Here is a 14,460-nt window from a genome sequence, read left to right as displayed (position 1 = left end):
AAGAAACCATGAAGAAGTTAAATATATTTATACTATTAGTAGCCTTATTTTCTGGCTGTGATCAGTTTGATGATGATATCAATGTCAACCCAAACGCCCCTAGCCAAGCTTCAGGTACGCAACTAATCGCAAATGCCATGTTGTATTTACCGGGGTTAAGTTCATCTCCATCGGCTCAGTTTATGTCTCAGTATCTTTCTGAAACACAATATGTAAACGCATCCCTTTACCCTCAGTCCAGTACCAGTTTTTATGGTTTATACCAAGGACCATTGATGAACTTGGAAACCGTATTGAATGCAGATGATTTAAGTGGTAATGAAGGCCCAATACCCAATCAATTGGCGGTAGCAAGTATTCTTAAATCCTACTTTACTTGGCATATCACAGATAGGTGGGGAGATATACCTTATACCGAGGCACTTCAAGGTGCTGATGACTTTACACCAGCATATGATACACAAGAATCGATTTACAGCGATTTGTTCAGTGTTTTGACAGCAGCCAATAATCAAATTGTGTCCGGTAGCATTAGTAATGACATCATTTATGATGGTGATATGTCTAAGTGGTCCAAATTGGCCAATACGATTAGGATGTTGATGGCACTTAGATTGTCTGAGGTAAATCCAAGTCTCGCCCAGCAGCAGTTTACTGCAGCAATGCAGGCTGGTGTAATGGAATCCAATGATGATAATTTGGTTTTCAAACATTTGGCAGATGCCAACAACCAGAATTATTGGTTTAGCCAAATAGACCTGCAAGGCAGAGAATGGTGGGCATTGAGTGAGACTTTGGTGGAAAAAATGAAGCCATATGGAGATCCAAGGCTTTTCGTGTACGGAGATCCTAATAGAACGGATGGTGATTATACAGGATTGCTTTTCGGTGATACCGAGGATTTCGATACTGAAAAGTATGCCCTTTTGGGAAGTGCCATTCATCAACAGGATGCTCCGGTATATTTGGTAACTTATGCCCAGGCATTATTTGCTATGGCAGAGGCAGCGAAACTTGGATGGATTTCTGGGGGAGATGCAGAGGCTGAAAATTACTATAATATGGCGTTAGAAAATTCCATGATGCAATGGAATGCTGATATGAGCGGATTGGATGCATTTATGATGCAGCCAGATATTGCTTATGATCCAGCAAGAGCCATTGAGCAGATAGCAACCCAAAGATGGATTCATTTGTTTATGCATGGATATGAAGGATGGGCCGAATACAGAAGGACAGGTTATCCTGATAATATGGTTTCTCCTGGAGGTGCTGATGTACCTAACCGACAAATTTATATTGAGGCAGAGCAGTTCAATAATACTGACAATTATAATGAGGCAGTCCAACGCCAGTTTGGTGGTCCTGAAAGCCTTTATGGAAAAGTCTGGTGGGACGTTAATTAATTGAAGGAAAGGTTAACTAAAATCTCCTGTATTATGCAGGAGATTTTTTTATTGACTACTAACACTATGAGGAAATTAATATTTGCAGCTATTATTTTTTGTGCTTCCTGTACTGTTCAACAGGTTAAAAAGTCTGTCAGGGATTCGGAGGTCTTTGATCAGGGATTTACTGGATTTATGCTATATGATCCGGCAAAAGATAAGGTGCTTTATGCTTTGAACGAGGACAAGTACTTTACGCCAGCATCAAATACCAAAATGTTTACTTTTTACGCAGCCTATAAGGTTTTGGGAGAACGAGTGAATAGTTTGGATTATTTGGTTAGTGGTGACTCTTTGGTTTTTTGGGGAACGGGAGATCCTTCTTTATTGCACCCTGATTTCGAGGATAGTTCAGTAGTAGACCTTTTGGGAAAAACTGACAAAAAACTGTTTATGGCCAATAATTTTGATGAGGTGACCGCTTACGGTTCTGGTTGGTCTTGGAATTGGTACAATTACTACTATGGTCCTGAGCGGTCTGCCATGCCCATATATGGGAATATTATCCGTTTTATAAAAACTACTGAAGAAAAGGAAATGGCTTATACGCCAAGCTTTTTTACGCAGCATATAATAGAGAACAAGAAATTGTCGGCTATGGATTATAGTATTATCAGGGATAAAAACAGGAATGAGTTCAGTTATTATCTGAAAAATGCCTCATCGGAATTTGAAACAGATAAGCCCTTTGTGACCTCAGCTGAATTAACTGCAGAGATGTTAGGTGATCGACTAAACAGGGATATCAAACTAATAGACTATACGCCTTTCAAAAACCGGCCACATGAAAAATTAAAGGGGATTGCAGCCGATTCCCTTTATAAGCAGATGCTGAAGATCAGTGATAATTTTTTAGCAGAGCAGCTGATGGTATTGGTTGCTGATGAACTTTTTGATTCATTGGATATGGGGGAGGCTATTGATTATGTGAAAAAGGAATATTTGATGGATTTGCCTGATGCACCCCAGTGGGTGGATGGTTCTGGGCTTTCCAGTCATAATAAGTTTACACCAAGGAGCATTATCAAGCTTTTGGAAAAGATCAGGGCGGAGGTTCCCGAGGATAAAATATATGCCTATTTTCCATCAGGAGGAGAGTCGGGTACGATAAGGTCTTGGTATAAGTCTGATGATGAACACCCCTACGTTTACGCCAAAACTGGAACCTTGAGTGGAGTACATTGCTTAAGTGGTTATTTGCTGACCAAAAGTGGCAAGACGCTTTATTTTAGTTTTATGCACAACAATTACCTGATCAGTTCCAATGAACTAAAAAAGGAAATGGAAAAGATATTATACCATATCCACTCAAAATATTAATGCCACCATTTAACCATTGAATTTCAACTGCCAAATTCCAAAGATCATGAAAAAGTATATGCCATTAATTTTAATTCTTTCATTGCTCATGATTTCCTGCAATAGCCCAAAAGAAGAGAAGAATAATATGGAGGATTTGAAAGTGTTAAAGAGGAATGTCAAGGCTACTTTGAACACTGTTCAAGGGGATTTTGCGATGGCCTTTAAGATGGTTGGTAATGACTCCATCAGCCTTTATATCAATGAAAAGGAGGGGTTTCATGCGGCTAGTACCATGAAAACTCCTGTAATGATCGAGCTTTATAAGCAGGTGGAAAATGGAGCAATAAGTTTGGATGATTCAGTGATGGTGATCAACGAATTTAAAAGTATAGTGGATGGGAGTCCTTATAGCATGGACATTTCAGTAGATAGTCAAGAGGGGCTTTATGGGAAAATCGGCCAAAAAACTACCTACAGGGAACTTAATTATGAGATGATTACCAAAAGCAGCAATTTGGCTACCAATATTTTGATTGATCATCTGGATGCGAAAAAGGTTAACCAAAGCATGCGAGATCTGGGAGCAACGGATATTCAGGTGTTACGGGGAGTAGAGGACATAAAGGCCTATGAGTTGGGTATGAGCAATACTACCACCGCTTATGATTTAATGTTGATCATGGAGGCTATAGCTAAGGGAGAGGCAGTGAATCAGGAGGCAAGTAAGGAAATGATAGGGGTGCTTAAAGACCAGCATTTTAAAGAGCTAATTCCTGCTAAATTACCTAAGGAAGTGATTGTAGCCCATAAAACAGGATCTATAACAGGGGTTAGACATGATTCGGGTATCGTTCAGTTACCTGATGGTAGAAAGTATGTTTTGGTGTTATTATCAAAAAATATGGAAAACCCTGACCAGGGAGTTGCTGCCATGGCCGAGGTTTCCAAAATGATATATGATTATGTGATGAGTTTAGATTAGGGCTTGCCTATAGACTTAAAAGAAAGTTCCTAAATTCTTCACTGTCAAAATTGCTCATGCCTTCTTGACGGAAAACCATCTTTCCTTCAGGGCTGATAACCATGGTGGTTGGTATTGACTCATGTTTAAAAGAACTGTTGAGACCATAGCTTGCATGAACCACAGGGAAAGTGAAGGCTTTGTCCTCTATGTATTTTTTAGCTTTATCAATATTCTGGTCTAGGCTAACCATTAAAAAGGCAATATTCTCTTCTTCTTTTAACTTTTCTTGCAATGAGGCAATATGGGGCATTTCGGCCCTGCAAGGTGGACACCAAGTGGCCCAAAGGTTGATGAAGATGGTTTTGCCGCGATAAGACTCCAAATTTACAGGATTGCCATTGAGATCTTTGAACTGTGCCATATAGTTGAAATCTTCAAACAACTTTTCTTCCTTGTCCACATTGGGAGTAAACAAGCCAGTGGCCAATACAACAGATTGAATTTTTCCCATCACAGGAGTATGCCAGTCCATCAAATAGAGAAATCCAAACACCCCTAAAATGATGGCCCAACTTTTTAATTCCTTTTTCCAATTCATAAATACTCGATTGTAGTAATAATACCCTAGTGGAACAAAGGTAAGCTTTTAGAAATTCAATGTTTCCAAAAACAGAACCCCCTATTCCTTGATTGACAGGTAAAGTTATATTTTGATTTACAATCCCTTAGTGATAAGCATCACAATAAAACCAATTTCCTTTCAGAAAACTGTACGATAAACTTTAAATTGCAGGTCTTAAGCAGGACATTTATTTATCTAATTATATATGAATATCAATCATTATCTAAAGATAGCCGAAGAGCTTAATATCAAACACAAGCAAGTGTCTGATACCATTGAATTGTTGGACGAGGGGGCTACGGTACCATTTATTTCAAGGTACCGGAAGGAAGTAACCGGTTCATTGGATGAGGTGCAAGTAGCAGCCATCAGGGACCGAGTGCAGCAGCTTCGCGACTTAGATAAAAGGAGAGAAGCCATCTTGAAATCAATCAAGGAGCAGGAAAAATTAACCCCTGAACTGGAAGAAAAGATCAATGCAGCAGAAACCATGTCAGCCTTGGAAGATCTTTACCTTCCATATAAGCCAAAGAGAAGAACCAAGGCAACCATTGCCAAAGAGAAAGGATTGGAACCTTTGGCAACTAAGGTTTTCGAACAGGAATCAATTGATCTGGAAGGTGAGGCCAGTGCTTATATAGATGAGGAAAAAGAGGTGGCTAATGTGGAGGAAGCCTTGCAGGGAGCCCGTGATATCATTGCCGAATGGGTGAATGAGAATGCGGAGTTGAGAAAGAAAATGCGTGATCTTTTCATCAATGAAGGTCAGTTTGTTTCTAAAGTGATTCCAGGAAAGGAAAACGAAGCGATCAAGTATAAAGATTATTTCGATTGGGCAGAACCGATCAAAACAGCTCCTTCCCATAGGGTGCTGGCCATGAGAAGAGGTGAAAAGGAATTATTCTTAATGTTGGATTCTTCTCCTGAAGAATTGGATGCTTTGGCGCTAATGGAGAAAATGGTGGTAACCGCTAATAATACCAGTGCTGAGCAAGTGAAGTTGGCCATTAAAGACTGCTATAAGCGTTTGATGAAGCCTTCCATGGAAACTGAGGTTCGCCTTTTTACCAAGAAAAAAGCAGATGAAGAGGCTATTAAGGTATTCACTGAGAACCTTCGCCAGTTATTGCTGGGAGCCCCATTGGGAGAAAAATCAGTGATGGCGATTGATCCTGGTTTCAGGACAGGTTGTAAACTAGTGTGCTTGGGACCTCAAGGGCAGTTGTTGCACTATGATGCTATTTTCCCTCATGAGCCACAAAGAAAAGTAACAGAGTCGGGAGCCTTGGTAAAGTACTTGGTTGAAAAGCATCAAGTCCAAGCTATTGCTATTGGAAATGGCACTGCAGGAAGAGAGACCGAGCAGTTTATCAAGTCTTTAGGACTTCCAAATCATGTGTTAGTGGTAATGGTAAATGAAAGCGGTGCTTCTATTTATTCTGCCTCAGAAGTGGCGAGGGATGAATTCCCAGATCATGATCTAACTGTAAGGGGAGCGGTTTCTATCGGTAGAAGGTTAATGGATCCATTGGCTGAGTTGGTGAAAATTGATCCAAAGTCTATAGGTGTTGGTCAATACCAGCACGATGTTGACCAAAACGCCTTGAAGAATTCCCTTGATGATACGGTGATGAGCTGTGTAAACGGTGTAGGAGTGGAGGTTAATACTGCCTCCAAGCAGTTGTTGACCTATGTGTCTGGTCTAGGCCCATCTTTGGCTCAAAACATAGTTAATTACAGAAATGAAAATGGTCCTTTCAAAAGCCGTGAGGAAATCAAAAAGGTACCTAGGTTGGGAGATAAGGCCTATGAGCAAGCAGCTGGTTTCTTGAGAATCAGAAATGCAGAAAATCCATTGGATAGAAGTGCTGTTCACCCCGAGCGATATGAGTTGGTAAGTAAAATGGCTGCTGATATTGGAGCTAACCTTAGCGATTTGATCAATAATGGTGACTTGCGTTCAAAGGTAAACCTAAAGAACTATGTGACTGATACAGTAGGTTTGCCAACGCTTCAGGATATCATTGATGAATTGGCCAAACCAGGAAGAGATCCAAGGGAAACTTTTGAGGTATTTAGCTTCCAAGAAGGGGTGAATGAGATGAAGGATCTTAAGGTTGGAATGAAGCTTCCTGGCATCATTACCAATATTACCAATTTTGGTGCTTTTGTGGATGTTGGGGTTCATCAGGATGGATTGGTGCATTTGAGTCATTTGGCTGACCGATATGTTTCTGATCCAAATGAAGTGGTAACTGTAAACCAAAAAGTAGAGGTTACAGTGGTTGAAATCGATTTGGCTAGAAAACGTATTGGTTTGAGTATGAAGTCTGATCCTTTTGCCGAAAGAGGAAAAGGCAAATCTGGTGGAGGAAATAGAGAGAGAAGAAGAGAGCGTGAAAAAGAGCCAGAAGGGGATTTAGCGGCCAAGCTGGCCATGCTCAAAGGGAAATTTGGAAAGTGATCCAAAAAAAGCCGGTCTCAAAAATGACCGGCTTTTATATTTTAAAAATTATATCTGGCACTAATCAGTAATATCCTAGTTTCCCAATTGTTTCTAAATTCTTGGTAAAACTGGTTTGATCGGTTATAGCCACCAAAATTAGCGGTATTGAAAACATCTCTAACACTTAGGGATAGACTTCCTTTTTCTTCAAAGAAATTCTTTAGCAAGGTAGCATCCATACTGTAGCGAGCATAATCTTTTCCTTGTGCTTCCACTTCAGGAGATTCATAGTCCCCTACTAATTGTAAATTCAATCCATATGGTAATTTGAAGCTACTTGTGATTTTTGAAACCAACATAAAACCATCGCTGACAAATTCTTCTCCTATATTGGAACCGTCTACTTTGGTGTAAAATGCAGATATACTACCATTTATATTCCACCAATCGGTAATGTCTGCAATTCCAATGAATTCTACTCCGTAAGCAGTACCAGAATTTAGATTTTCTGGTTGCATATATGAAATTCCATCCTCAATTACCGTGATATAATCCAATACACCGTTGGTATGTCTGTAAAACAGATTGGTCGTCAAACTGGAGTTTTCGAAGTTGACCATATGACCAATTTCAAAGGAATCAATCATTTCTGGTGCTAACTCAGGATTACCTCTTCGGACGCTGAGCGAATCGGTAATATCAGGAAATGGGTTTAGTCTCCAGGCTGTTGGTCTATCTATACGGCGACTATAGGTGAATTTAAAGGAGTTTTTGTCATCTAGTTTATATAGTGTTTGAATACTGGGAAAGAGATTGAGATAATCCTGTTTATTAAGTTCATTGGTATTATATAATAGTCCTTCCACATGGGTGTGTTCAGCTCTGGTGCCCAGTGTGTAGTCAAATTTCTCTGAACTTCTGGAATAGATAAAATAGGCTGCCTGAATCCTGTCTTTGTAAAGGAAGTGATTACTCACATCAGGATTTTCTACAAAGTCATTTTCGCTTTCCGAAAACTCATAGAACTTATAGTCATTGTCAAATTTTCTAAAAGTAGATTTAAGCCCCATCTCCAGTTTTACCTTTTCATTAATGGGATGAACATAATCAGCCTGGGCTACGGTAGTGTACCTTTTTTCATCTGTAAGGGCCTGCTGTCTGCCATTGAGATTTTCTGGAACGACCTCTGAAGCATCCCTGTAGATGTCGATATTTTGGATTTTGTATTGGTTTTGGTAGGAGTTATTGACGCTTATCTTAAACTCCCTGTTTTTGTCATCAAAGGTCCTCTCATAAATCATAGCATTGTCATATCCATCATCGGCTTCCGATTCGCTGTTTTTTCTAATATATTCCAAGATAGTGTCCCCTGTAGGTTTCTCCGTTAATTGGGAATACAGCGTCCTGTTGTCATAATCATCTCCAGTAAAATACACACCTTGGTAGCTTAAGGAATTTTTGCCAAAATAATAATCAGCGCCATAGTTGAGGTTGTGATTGACCCGTTTGTCACTGGAAGCTGTGTTTTGATTGAGCAATTCATTGTCTTCAAAGATTTCCCTGAATACAGACCTATTTCCAACACCTTTCCAATTACGGTAGTTATAACCTGCATAAACGTTGAATTTGGCAGTGGTATGGTTGATTCTAGCTCCTGTGTTTAAGCGATCTCTGGTGCCATAAGTGATTTCGGCTCCTCCATGTGTACCCATATTTTCACCCTTCTTCAGGATAATATTGATCACGCCACCTTCTGCTTCTGCATCATATCTTGCGTTCGGATTATTGATGATCTTTACTTGGTCTATGGCACTGGCCGGAATTTGATCCAAGTTTTTTGTCAAGGAAGAGTTTCTGCCATTGATGAGAACATTGGTGGCAGAGCTTCCTCTTAGGGAGATGGACCCATCCTCAGATACACTCACTGAAGGTGTGTTTCGCAGTAGGTCCAATAAGGTTCCTCCAATATTGGCCAAATTGTTTTCTGGGGTAATGACAATTCCCTCTACATCAGTACGCATAGGGATAGAACTGGACTTGACTACAACCTCGTTTAATTGTTGGTTTTCTGATACGAGCGTGATTTTCCCCAAATCTTTATTGGCTTGGAGGTCTATATCATCTAGTATTTTATCTTCAAAGCCAATAAGGAATATCTTAACATCATAATTACCTTTTTCAGTTGCCAGTTGGAAGTAGCCATCTTCATCAGACTGTGTGTGTGTAATATTATTGTCTGTCCCCGCTTCAAAAAGTGCGACTTGGGCAAAAAGTAATGGTTCATCGGTATTATTATCAACAATCCTCCCTTTCAGACTTATTTGCGCCTGTAAGCTCATCGTGATAGTGAAAAGTAAAATCGTAAAAATTGATCTAGATAGGTTCATTTGGTTCTTTGGTTTATAATATATCAACTGATATAGGCCTCAAAGTGTTGGGTTTATGATAAGATTTTAGATTAATGGACGAATAAACTGATTTTCGGCTAAATACTTTAGGAGGAGGAAGGGTAAGAAACTGTGGATGTCATATTGATGCACCATAATAGTTTGTTTTTTTATTTTTGAGACAATTAATGTCTCAATTTAGTGTTTATAAATAACCCTGTATTGTTTATTTAATAAACATACGCTACCTTAGTGAAAGTAAATTAAAGGAATAGAATATGACAACTTCAGCAAAAATCAGGATCGTAAGTAAGCAGTTAGCTTCGGGAAACCATCAGGTGAAATTTTATGTAGATGATGAGGCTCATCCAAAATATGGTTATTTGTTAGTTACTGGTAACAGGGCTGTTGGGGATGTGATTCAGGAAATACGAGAAAGGATAGAAATGATGGAAAGATCAAGGATGGATCTCAATCGTTTTTCCTTTAAAAATAACTGGAGGGACGATCATAATTTTTATCTTTACAGTGCATAATTCGTAGACAATGGTTTTAGGGAAAAACTTAAAATATCTCAGGAAGTCCAAGCAAATGACCCAAGAAAATCTTTCTGATCAATTGGGGATAAAACGTACAATGATATCCGCATATGAGGACGGAAGGTCTGAGCCAAAGCTGACTACATTAAAATTAATAGGGGATATTTTTTCTGTTTCCTTGGATGAACTATTGTATCATGATATTGAGGAGAAGGGCAGGAGAGCAACCCAGAAAAAGGAAATCAAGATCCTGACTGTATCTTTGGACCAAGAGGAAAATGAAAATATCACCATGGTCCCTCAAAAAGCATCAGCAGGTTATTTGAATGGATATGCAGATCCTGAATATATGCAGCAATTGCCCCAATTCCATTTGCCTAATTTGAATAAGAATGTTACTTACCGTGCTTTCGAAATCAAAGGTGATAGTATGCTTCCCTTGCCTTCTGGTACTGTGGTGATCGGGGCTTATGTGGAACAACTGACGGATATCAAAAGTGGAAACACCTATATATTGGTCACTGACACGGAAGGAGTTGTTTATAAAAGAGTTTTTAACTACTTAGAAGAGAATGGTAAGCTATTCCTGGTTTCTGATAACGATTTTTACAAGCCATATGAGATCCCTGGAGAGGATGTAAGGGAAGTTTGGGAGGCTAAAGCGTTTATTAGCACCGATTTTCCTAATCCGAAGGACAAGTCCAAAACAACCTCACTGGAAGATATAGCTGCCATGATTGCTGACTTGAAACACGCTATTTTGCCAAGTAAATAAGTCCATTTGACTTAATTTTACAATTATTTGAATCTTTTAATATAAGTTATATTTCCTCTACTAGACCAGTATATTTTACACTTCAAAACATTATCTCCAAATAGTACGGCTCTAACAGAAATGATTGATTATACCTATCTGTCCGCTCGGTATATCCGTGGAATCAATGGGAAATCTCTTGACTGTCAAGTGACTGGTGTGAAATTGGTCCATATTGATTGAATTTAACATTTTTAACGTTCATGGTTTAACCCGTATTTAACCCCTAGTTAAGCCGTGTTTATCCCGTGTTTTAGCTGTGTTTTTCTTAATAGGAACTTAGGGAAATCTACACCTTAAGTCCTAGCAAAGTTAGGAAACATACCATTCAGTATTTTAGCTAGATGCAGCTTAAGCTCTCTTCTTTCTGTTATGGAGATAGGTCAATATTTTTCCAACCATTAAGGAGCTGATTGGTTTGGTTTGTAACTGCTACTGGCACCATAGCGGATCATCGGACAAAATAAATAATAAGGACCTCAGGTTTGAGCTGTTAGGATCTTTTTGCTATTAATTGTGTAGAGTTAAAGGTGGGAGGATTTTTATGTGATTTAATCTTGTGCATTTCAGTGATCAACTATTTTTCAAGCTTTTCAAATAGTATTTAATTCCGGATTAAATGACGCAGTGGTTAACTTATAAGAAGCTAATGCTATATACTTTTATAAGTAGTGCTATAACACACTCACGGTCATCACTGAATGTAACCATTGGAAAGATATATTAATAAAAAAAATAGTATAACTTAAAATATATATGTGAAAATATTATATTTATGTCCTTAGATTTTAAATAATATGTCTCATGAAGAATAATAGAAGGTTTTTCCTCAAGAAGCTAGGGTTGGCTGGGGCTTCTGCTGCAGTGGCACCTATGGTTTTCGCTGAGGAAAATAAAAAGTTTGACATCATTAAAAGAGCTGGGGAGGATTTTGCCGGGAAGACTATTAATGTAGCGTTAATTGGTGCTGGTGGAATGGGAACCGAAGATATGAATACAGCGCTTCAAACTCCTAATGTAAAGATGTTAGCTGTTTGTGACCTTTACCAAGGAAGGTTAGAAAGTGCCAAAAAGAAATGGGGTGATCATTTATACACTACCATGGATTATAAAGATATCCTGAAGCGTAAAGATATTGATGCGGTGATTATCGGAACCCCAGATCATTGGCACAAACAGATCAGTATAGACGCATTGAAAGCAGGAAAACATGTCTACTGTGAAAAACCAATGGTACATTCAGTAGAGGAAGGCCATGAGGTTATTGATGCATGGAAGAAATCAGGCAAGATATTTATGGTGGGAAGTCAGGGGCTTTCGTCATTGGGGAATGAAAAAGCCCGGGAGTTATTGGCTGAGGGGGCAATTGGCGATATAATTTATGCAGAAGGTTTCTGGGCTAGAAATTCAGCTGCAGGTGCATGGCAGTATCATGTGCCTGAAGATGGAGATGAATCCACTGTAGACTGGGATAAGTTTGTTTCCAACACCAAAAAGAGAGATTGGGATCCGTTGAGGTTCTTTAGATGGAGAAACTACAGGGATTATGGTACAGGTATGTCTGGTGATTTGTTTGTTCACTTGTTTTCGAGCTTACATTATATTACAAATTCCTTAGGGCCTACCAAGATTTCCTCTATGGGAGGATTGAGATATTGGAAAGATGGTCGTGAGGTGCCGGATGTATTATTAGGTACATTTGATTATCCCGAATCCGAGCAGCATCCTGGTTTTAATCTTTCATTAAGATGTAATTTTAAGGATGGTACCAGTGGGACTACCTATCTTAGAATTGTGGGGACAAAGGGGTCCATGGATGTGAAATGGGAAGAAGTGGTAGTAAAGCTTAACAGCAATGATGTGGGTGATGATCCGTTTTTAGCAGCTCAGGCAAGGCTTAACGGGGACGTTGAAGAGAAGAGGGCTGAAATAGTTCCGCCAAGGGAGATGGTTTACAAAGCAGAAAAAGAATATAAGGGAGCTCATTATGATCATTTTTCTAATTTCTTTGGCGCGATCAGGAATGGTGGCACGGTAGTGGAGGATCCCGTATTTGGCTTTAGGGCAGCTGCTCCGGCTTTACTTTGTAATGATAGCTTGTTTGAGGATAAGTTTATCAAATGGGATCCAGTAAATATGAAAATAGTTTAAACTCAATTAAATATGAAAAAGAAAACACTAAGTATTTTTGCCCTTGCAGCAGTATTGTCTGCATGCGGAGGTGGTAAAGAAAGTGCCACTGAAGCTGAAGTTGTTGAAGTAGCAGTTACGGAAGAAGTCGCTGCAGTAAATGCCTTGACGGAAGAAGAAAAGTCTGAAGGATGGCAATTGTTGTTTGATGGAAAAAGTGCAGAGGGTTGGAGGGGATATGCAGCCAAAGAATTGCCTGCTGGATGGATAATTGAAGATGAATTGTTTGTAGCACTTGGAAAAGGCGGTGATATTGGAGGAGACGTGGTGTATGGTGCTGAGGAATTCGGTGAATTTGAGTTGAAATTGGAATGGAAAATTGCTGAGGGAGGTAATAGTGGTATCTTCTACCATATTGTGGACGAAGAAAAACATAAGGCACCTTATTATACAGCTCCGGAATATCAGGTGATTGATCAAATCGGTTTTCCTCAAAAATTAGAGATGTGGCAATCAATCGGTGCTGATTACGGTATGTATACTCCGGATTTTGAAGGTGCTGTAAAGCCTGCTGGTGAATGGAATACTACCAGAATTGTTTTTACTGAAGACAAGGCGGAGTATTTCTTGAATGGTAAGAAAACCGTTTCTTTTGATCCTTGGTCTGATGACTGGAAGCAAAGAAAGTCTGAAGGTAAGTGGAAAGATTACCCTGATTATGGAGAGGCAAAGTCTGGTTATATAGGGTTGCAGGACCATGGTGCTAAAACTTGGTATAAAAACATTAAAATTAGAAAACTATAAAAATGAAAAGAATTCAGCGTTATTTATTGATTATACCGATTGTGGTTGCTTTGACAGCTGCAGGTGTGGTAGCCAAGAAGATTAAATTGTTCAATGGTAAGGATTTATCTGGATGGACTGTTTATGGCACGGAGAAGTGGTATGTAGAGGATGGTCTTTTGATCTGTGAAAGTGGCCCGGATAAAGGATATGGCTATTTGGGTACGAATGAAGATTTCAAGGATTTTGAATTGGAATTGGAATTTAAGCAAGGTGCTGATGGAAACAGTGGTGTTTTTATTCGTTCTACTGTAGAAGGAACTAAAGTGCAAGGCTGGCAGGTAGAAGTAGCGCCTCCAGGTCATGCTACAGGTGGAATCTATGAGTCATATGGTAGAGGATGGTTGATCAAGCCAGATCCGGAAAAAGATAAAGCCTTGAAATTTGGTGAGTGGAATAAGATGAAGATCCGTGTTGAAGGAGATAGAGTTATTAGCTGGTTGAACGGAACTGAAATGGTTGATTTCTCTGATGCTAAGATTGGAGAAGGAGAAGGAGGGATTTGTTTACAGATCCACGACGGTGGAGGAATTAAAGTTGCGTGGAGAAATATCAAATTAAGGAAATTATAATCCTGCTTTAAGCCCCGGTTTCGGGGCTTATTCTTTTGTTCTATTTTTTTAATGTTGCTTTTCAGTGTTTTAGCCTAAATCGAGTTTTATTTTTGGTAAAATCCCTTGCAGCAGGTAAAACCTTTCTTACCTTTGTCATCCTGTTGGACGGACAGGGTTTGAAAAGCGGAGGGTTTTTCCTCCAAGATTGATGTAAGAGATTGTGTTCCAGTAGGGGAAAACAAATTTGAAAAAAATGTTTTTCCGTTAAGGAAAAAGCGTTTATCTTTGCAGACCCAAAAGGGGGAAGGCGGAAGTGATGGCAGGTGCCGAAAGGGCCTTGGATAACTTTCCGAAAAATATTTTGAAAAGTCTTGTTGTAAAACGAAATATTTTCCTCACCTTTGCAGACCC

Annotated in this window: 11 protein-coding genes; 9 read left to right on the top strand and 2 right to left on the bottom strand. The window is 39.3% G+C overall.

Annotated features, from left to right (window positions below; all coding sequences use genetic code 11):
- Positions 1 to 8: 8 nt before the first annotated feature.
- From KZP23_RS21315 to KZP23_RS21305, 3 genes are all read left to right on the top strand, one after another.
- Complete coding sequence (locus KZP23_RS21315; RefSeq protein ID WP_226333832.1) at positions 9 to 1,406, top strand: SusD/RagB family nutrient-binding outer membrane lipoprotein; 1,398 nt, start codon at positions 9 to 11, stop codon at positions 1,404 to 1,406.
- A gap of 66 nt (positions 1,407 to 1,472) precedes the next feature.
- Complete coding sequence (locus KZP23_RS21310; RefSeq protein ID WP_226333831.1) at positions 1,473 to 2,768, top strand: D-alanyl-D-alanine carboxypeptidase/D-alanyl-D-alanine-endopeptidase; 1,296 nt, start codon at positions 1,473 to 1,475, stop codon at positions 2,766 to 2,768.
- A 46-nt stretch (positions 2,769 to 2,814) separates the two neighbouring features.
- Positions 2,815 to 3,732 carry a serine hydrolase gene (locus KZP23_RS21305; RefSeq protein ID WP_226333830.1) on the top strand — a complete coding sequence of 306 codons (918 nt, stop codon included), beginning with the start codon at positions 2,815 to 2,817 and terminating at the stop codon, positions 3,730 to 3,732.
- Between the two features lie 7 nt (positions 3,733 to 3,739).
- On the opposite strand, the gene KZP23_RS21300 is transcribed toward KZP23_RS21305, so the two are convergent.
- Positions 3,740 to 4,312, bottom strand: coding sequence for a TlpA family protein disulfide reductase (locus KZP23_RS21300; protein WP_226333829.1), 573 nt, complete (start codon positions 4,310 to 4,312; stop codon positions 3,740 to 3,742).
- A gap of 229 nt (positions 4,313 to 4,541) precedes the next feature.
- On the opposite strand from KZP23_RS21300, the gene KZP23_RS21295 reads away from it, so the two are divergent.
- Positions 4,542 to 6,800, top strand: a complete 2,259-nt coding sequence (locus KZP23_RS21295) for a Tex family protein (protein WP_226333828.1) — start codon at positions 4,542 to 4,544, stop codon at positions 6,798 to 6,800.
- Positions 6,801 to 6,841: 41 nt separating this feature from the next.
- Here the strand turns inward: KZP23_RS21295 and KZP23_RS21290 are convergent, their stop codons facing one another.
- Entirely contained in the window at positions 6,842 to 9,169 is a 2,328-nt protein-coding gene (locus tag KZP23_RS21290; RefSeq protein ID WP_226333827.1) for a TonB-dependent receptor family protein, read from the bottom strand.
- A gap of 278 nt (positions 9,170 to 9,447) precedes the next feature.
- Between KZP23_RS21290 and KZP23_RS21285 the strand changes: the two genes are divergently transcribed.
- From KZP23_RS21285 to KZP23_RS21265, 5 genes are all read left to right on the top strand, one after another.
- Positions 9,448 to 9,705 carry a hypothetical protein gene (locus KZP23_RS21285; protein ID WP_226333826.1) on the top strand — a complete coding sequence of 86 codons (258 nt, stop codon included), beginning with the start codon at positions 9,448 to 9,450 and terminating at the stop codon, positions 9,703 to 9,705.
- 10 nt (positions 9,706 to 9,715) lie between these two features.
- Positions 9,716 to 10,483 (top strand): XRE family transcriptional regulator, encoded by a 768-nt coding sequence (locus KZP23_RS21280; RefSeq protein WP_226333825.1) that lies wholly within the window; start codon positions 9,716 to 9,718, stop codon positions 10,481 to 10,483.
- A gap of 843 nt (positions 10,484 to 11,326) precedes the next feature.
- Complete coding sequence (locus KZP23_RS21275) at positions 11,327 to 12,673, top strand: Gfo/Idh/MocA family protein (protein ID WP_226333824.1); 1,347 nt, start codon at positions 11,327 to 11,329, stop codon at positions 12,671 to 12,673.
- Positions 12,674 to 12,685: 12 nt separating this feature from the next.
- Complete coding sequence (locus KZP23_RS21270) at positions 12,686 to 13,456, top strand: 3-keto-disaccharide hydrolase (protein WP_226333823.1); 771 nt, start codon at positions 12,686 to 12,688, stop codon at positions 13,454 to 13,456.
- A 2-nt stretch (positions 13,457 to 13,458) separates the two neighbouring features.
- On the top strand, positions 13,459 to 14,067 hold the full coding sequence (locus KZP23_RS21265) for a 3-keto-disaccharide hydrolase (RefSeq protein ID WP_226333822.1): 609 nt from the start codon (positions 13,459 to 13,461) through the stop codon (positions 14,065 to 14,067).
- Positions 14,068 to 14,460: the final 393 nt, after the last annotated feature.

The organism is Echinicola marina (genome assembly GCF_020463795.1).
Classification (GTDB): Bacteria; Bacteroidota; Bacteroidia; order Cytophagales; family Cyclobacteriaceae; genus Echinicola; species Echinicola marina.
The sequence above is the reverse complement of the archived record's forward strand: the minus strand, read 5'-3'. Positions and strand labels throughout refer to the sequence as shown.

Coding starts and splice junctions, on each gene's coding strand:
- KZP23_RS21315 (WP_226333832.1), top strand. CDS start 9: ATGAAGAAGTTAAATATATTTATACTATTAGTAGCCTTATTTTCTGGC.
- KZP23_RS21310 (WP_226333831.1), top strand. CDS start 1,473: ATGAGGAAATTAATATTTGCAGCTATTATTTTTTGTGCTTCCTGTACT.
- KZP23_RS21305 (WP_226333830.1), top strand. CDS start 2,815: ATGAAAAAGTATATGCCATTAATTTTAATTCTTTCATTGCTCATGATT.
- KZP23_RS21300 (WP_226333829.1), bottom strand. CDS start 4,312: ATGAATTGGAAAAAGGAATTAAAAAGTTGGGCCATCATTTTAGGGGTG.
- KZP23_RS21295 (WP_226333828.1), top strand. CDS start 4,542: ATGAATATCAATCATTATCTAAAGATAGCCGAAGAGCTTAATATCAAA.
- KZP23_RS21290 (WP_226333827.1), bottom strand. CDS start 9,169: ATGAACCTATCTAGATCAATTTTTACGATTTTACTTTTCACTATCACG.
- KZP23_RS21285 (WP_226333826.1), top strand. CDS start 9,448: ATGACAACTTCAGCAAAAATCAGGATCGTAAGTAAGCAGTTAGCTTCG.
- KZP23_RS21280 (WP_226333825.1), top strand. CDS start 9,716: ATGGTTTTAGGGAAAAACTTAAAATATCTCAGGAAGTCCAAGCAAATG.
- KZP23_RS21275 (WP_226333824.1), top strand. CDS start 11,327: ATGAAGAATAATAGAAGGTTTTTCCTCAAGAAGCTAGGGTTGGCTGGG.
- KZP23_RS21270 (WP_226333823.1), top strand. CDS start 12,686: ATGAAAAAGAAAACACTAAGTATTTTTGCCCTTGCAGCAGTATTGTCT.
- KZP23_RS21265 (WP_226333822.1), top strand. CDS start 13,459: ATGAAAAGAATTCAGCGTTATTTATTGATTATACCGATTGTGGTTGCT.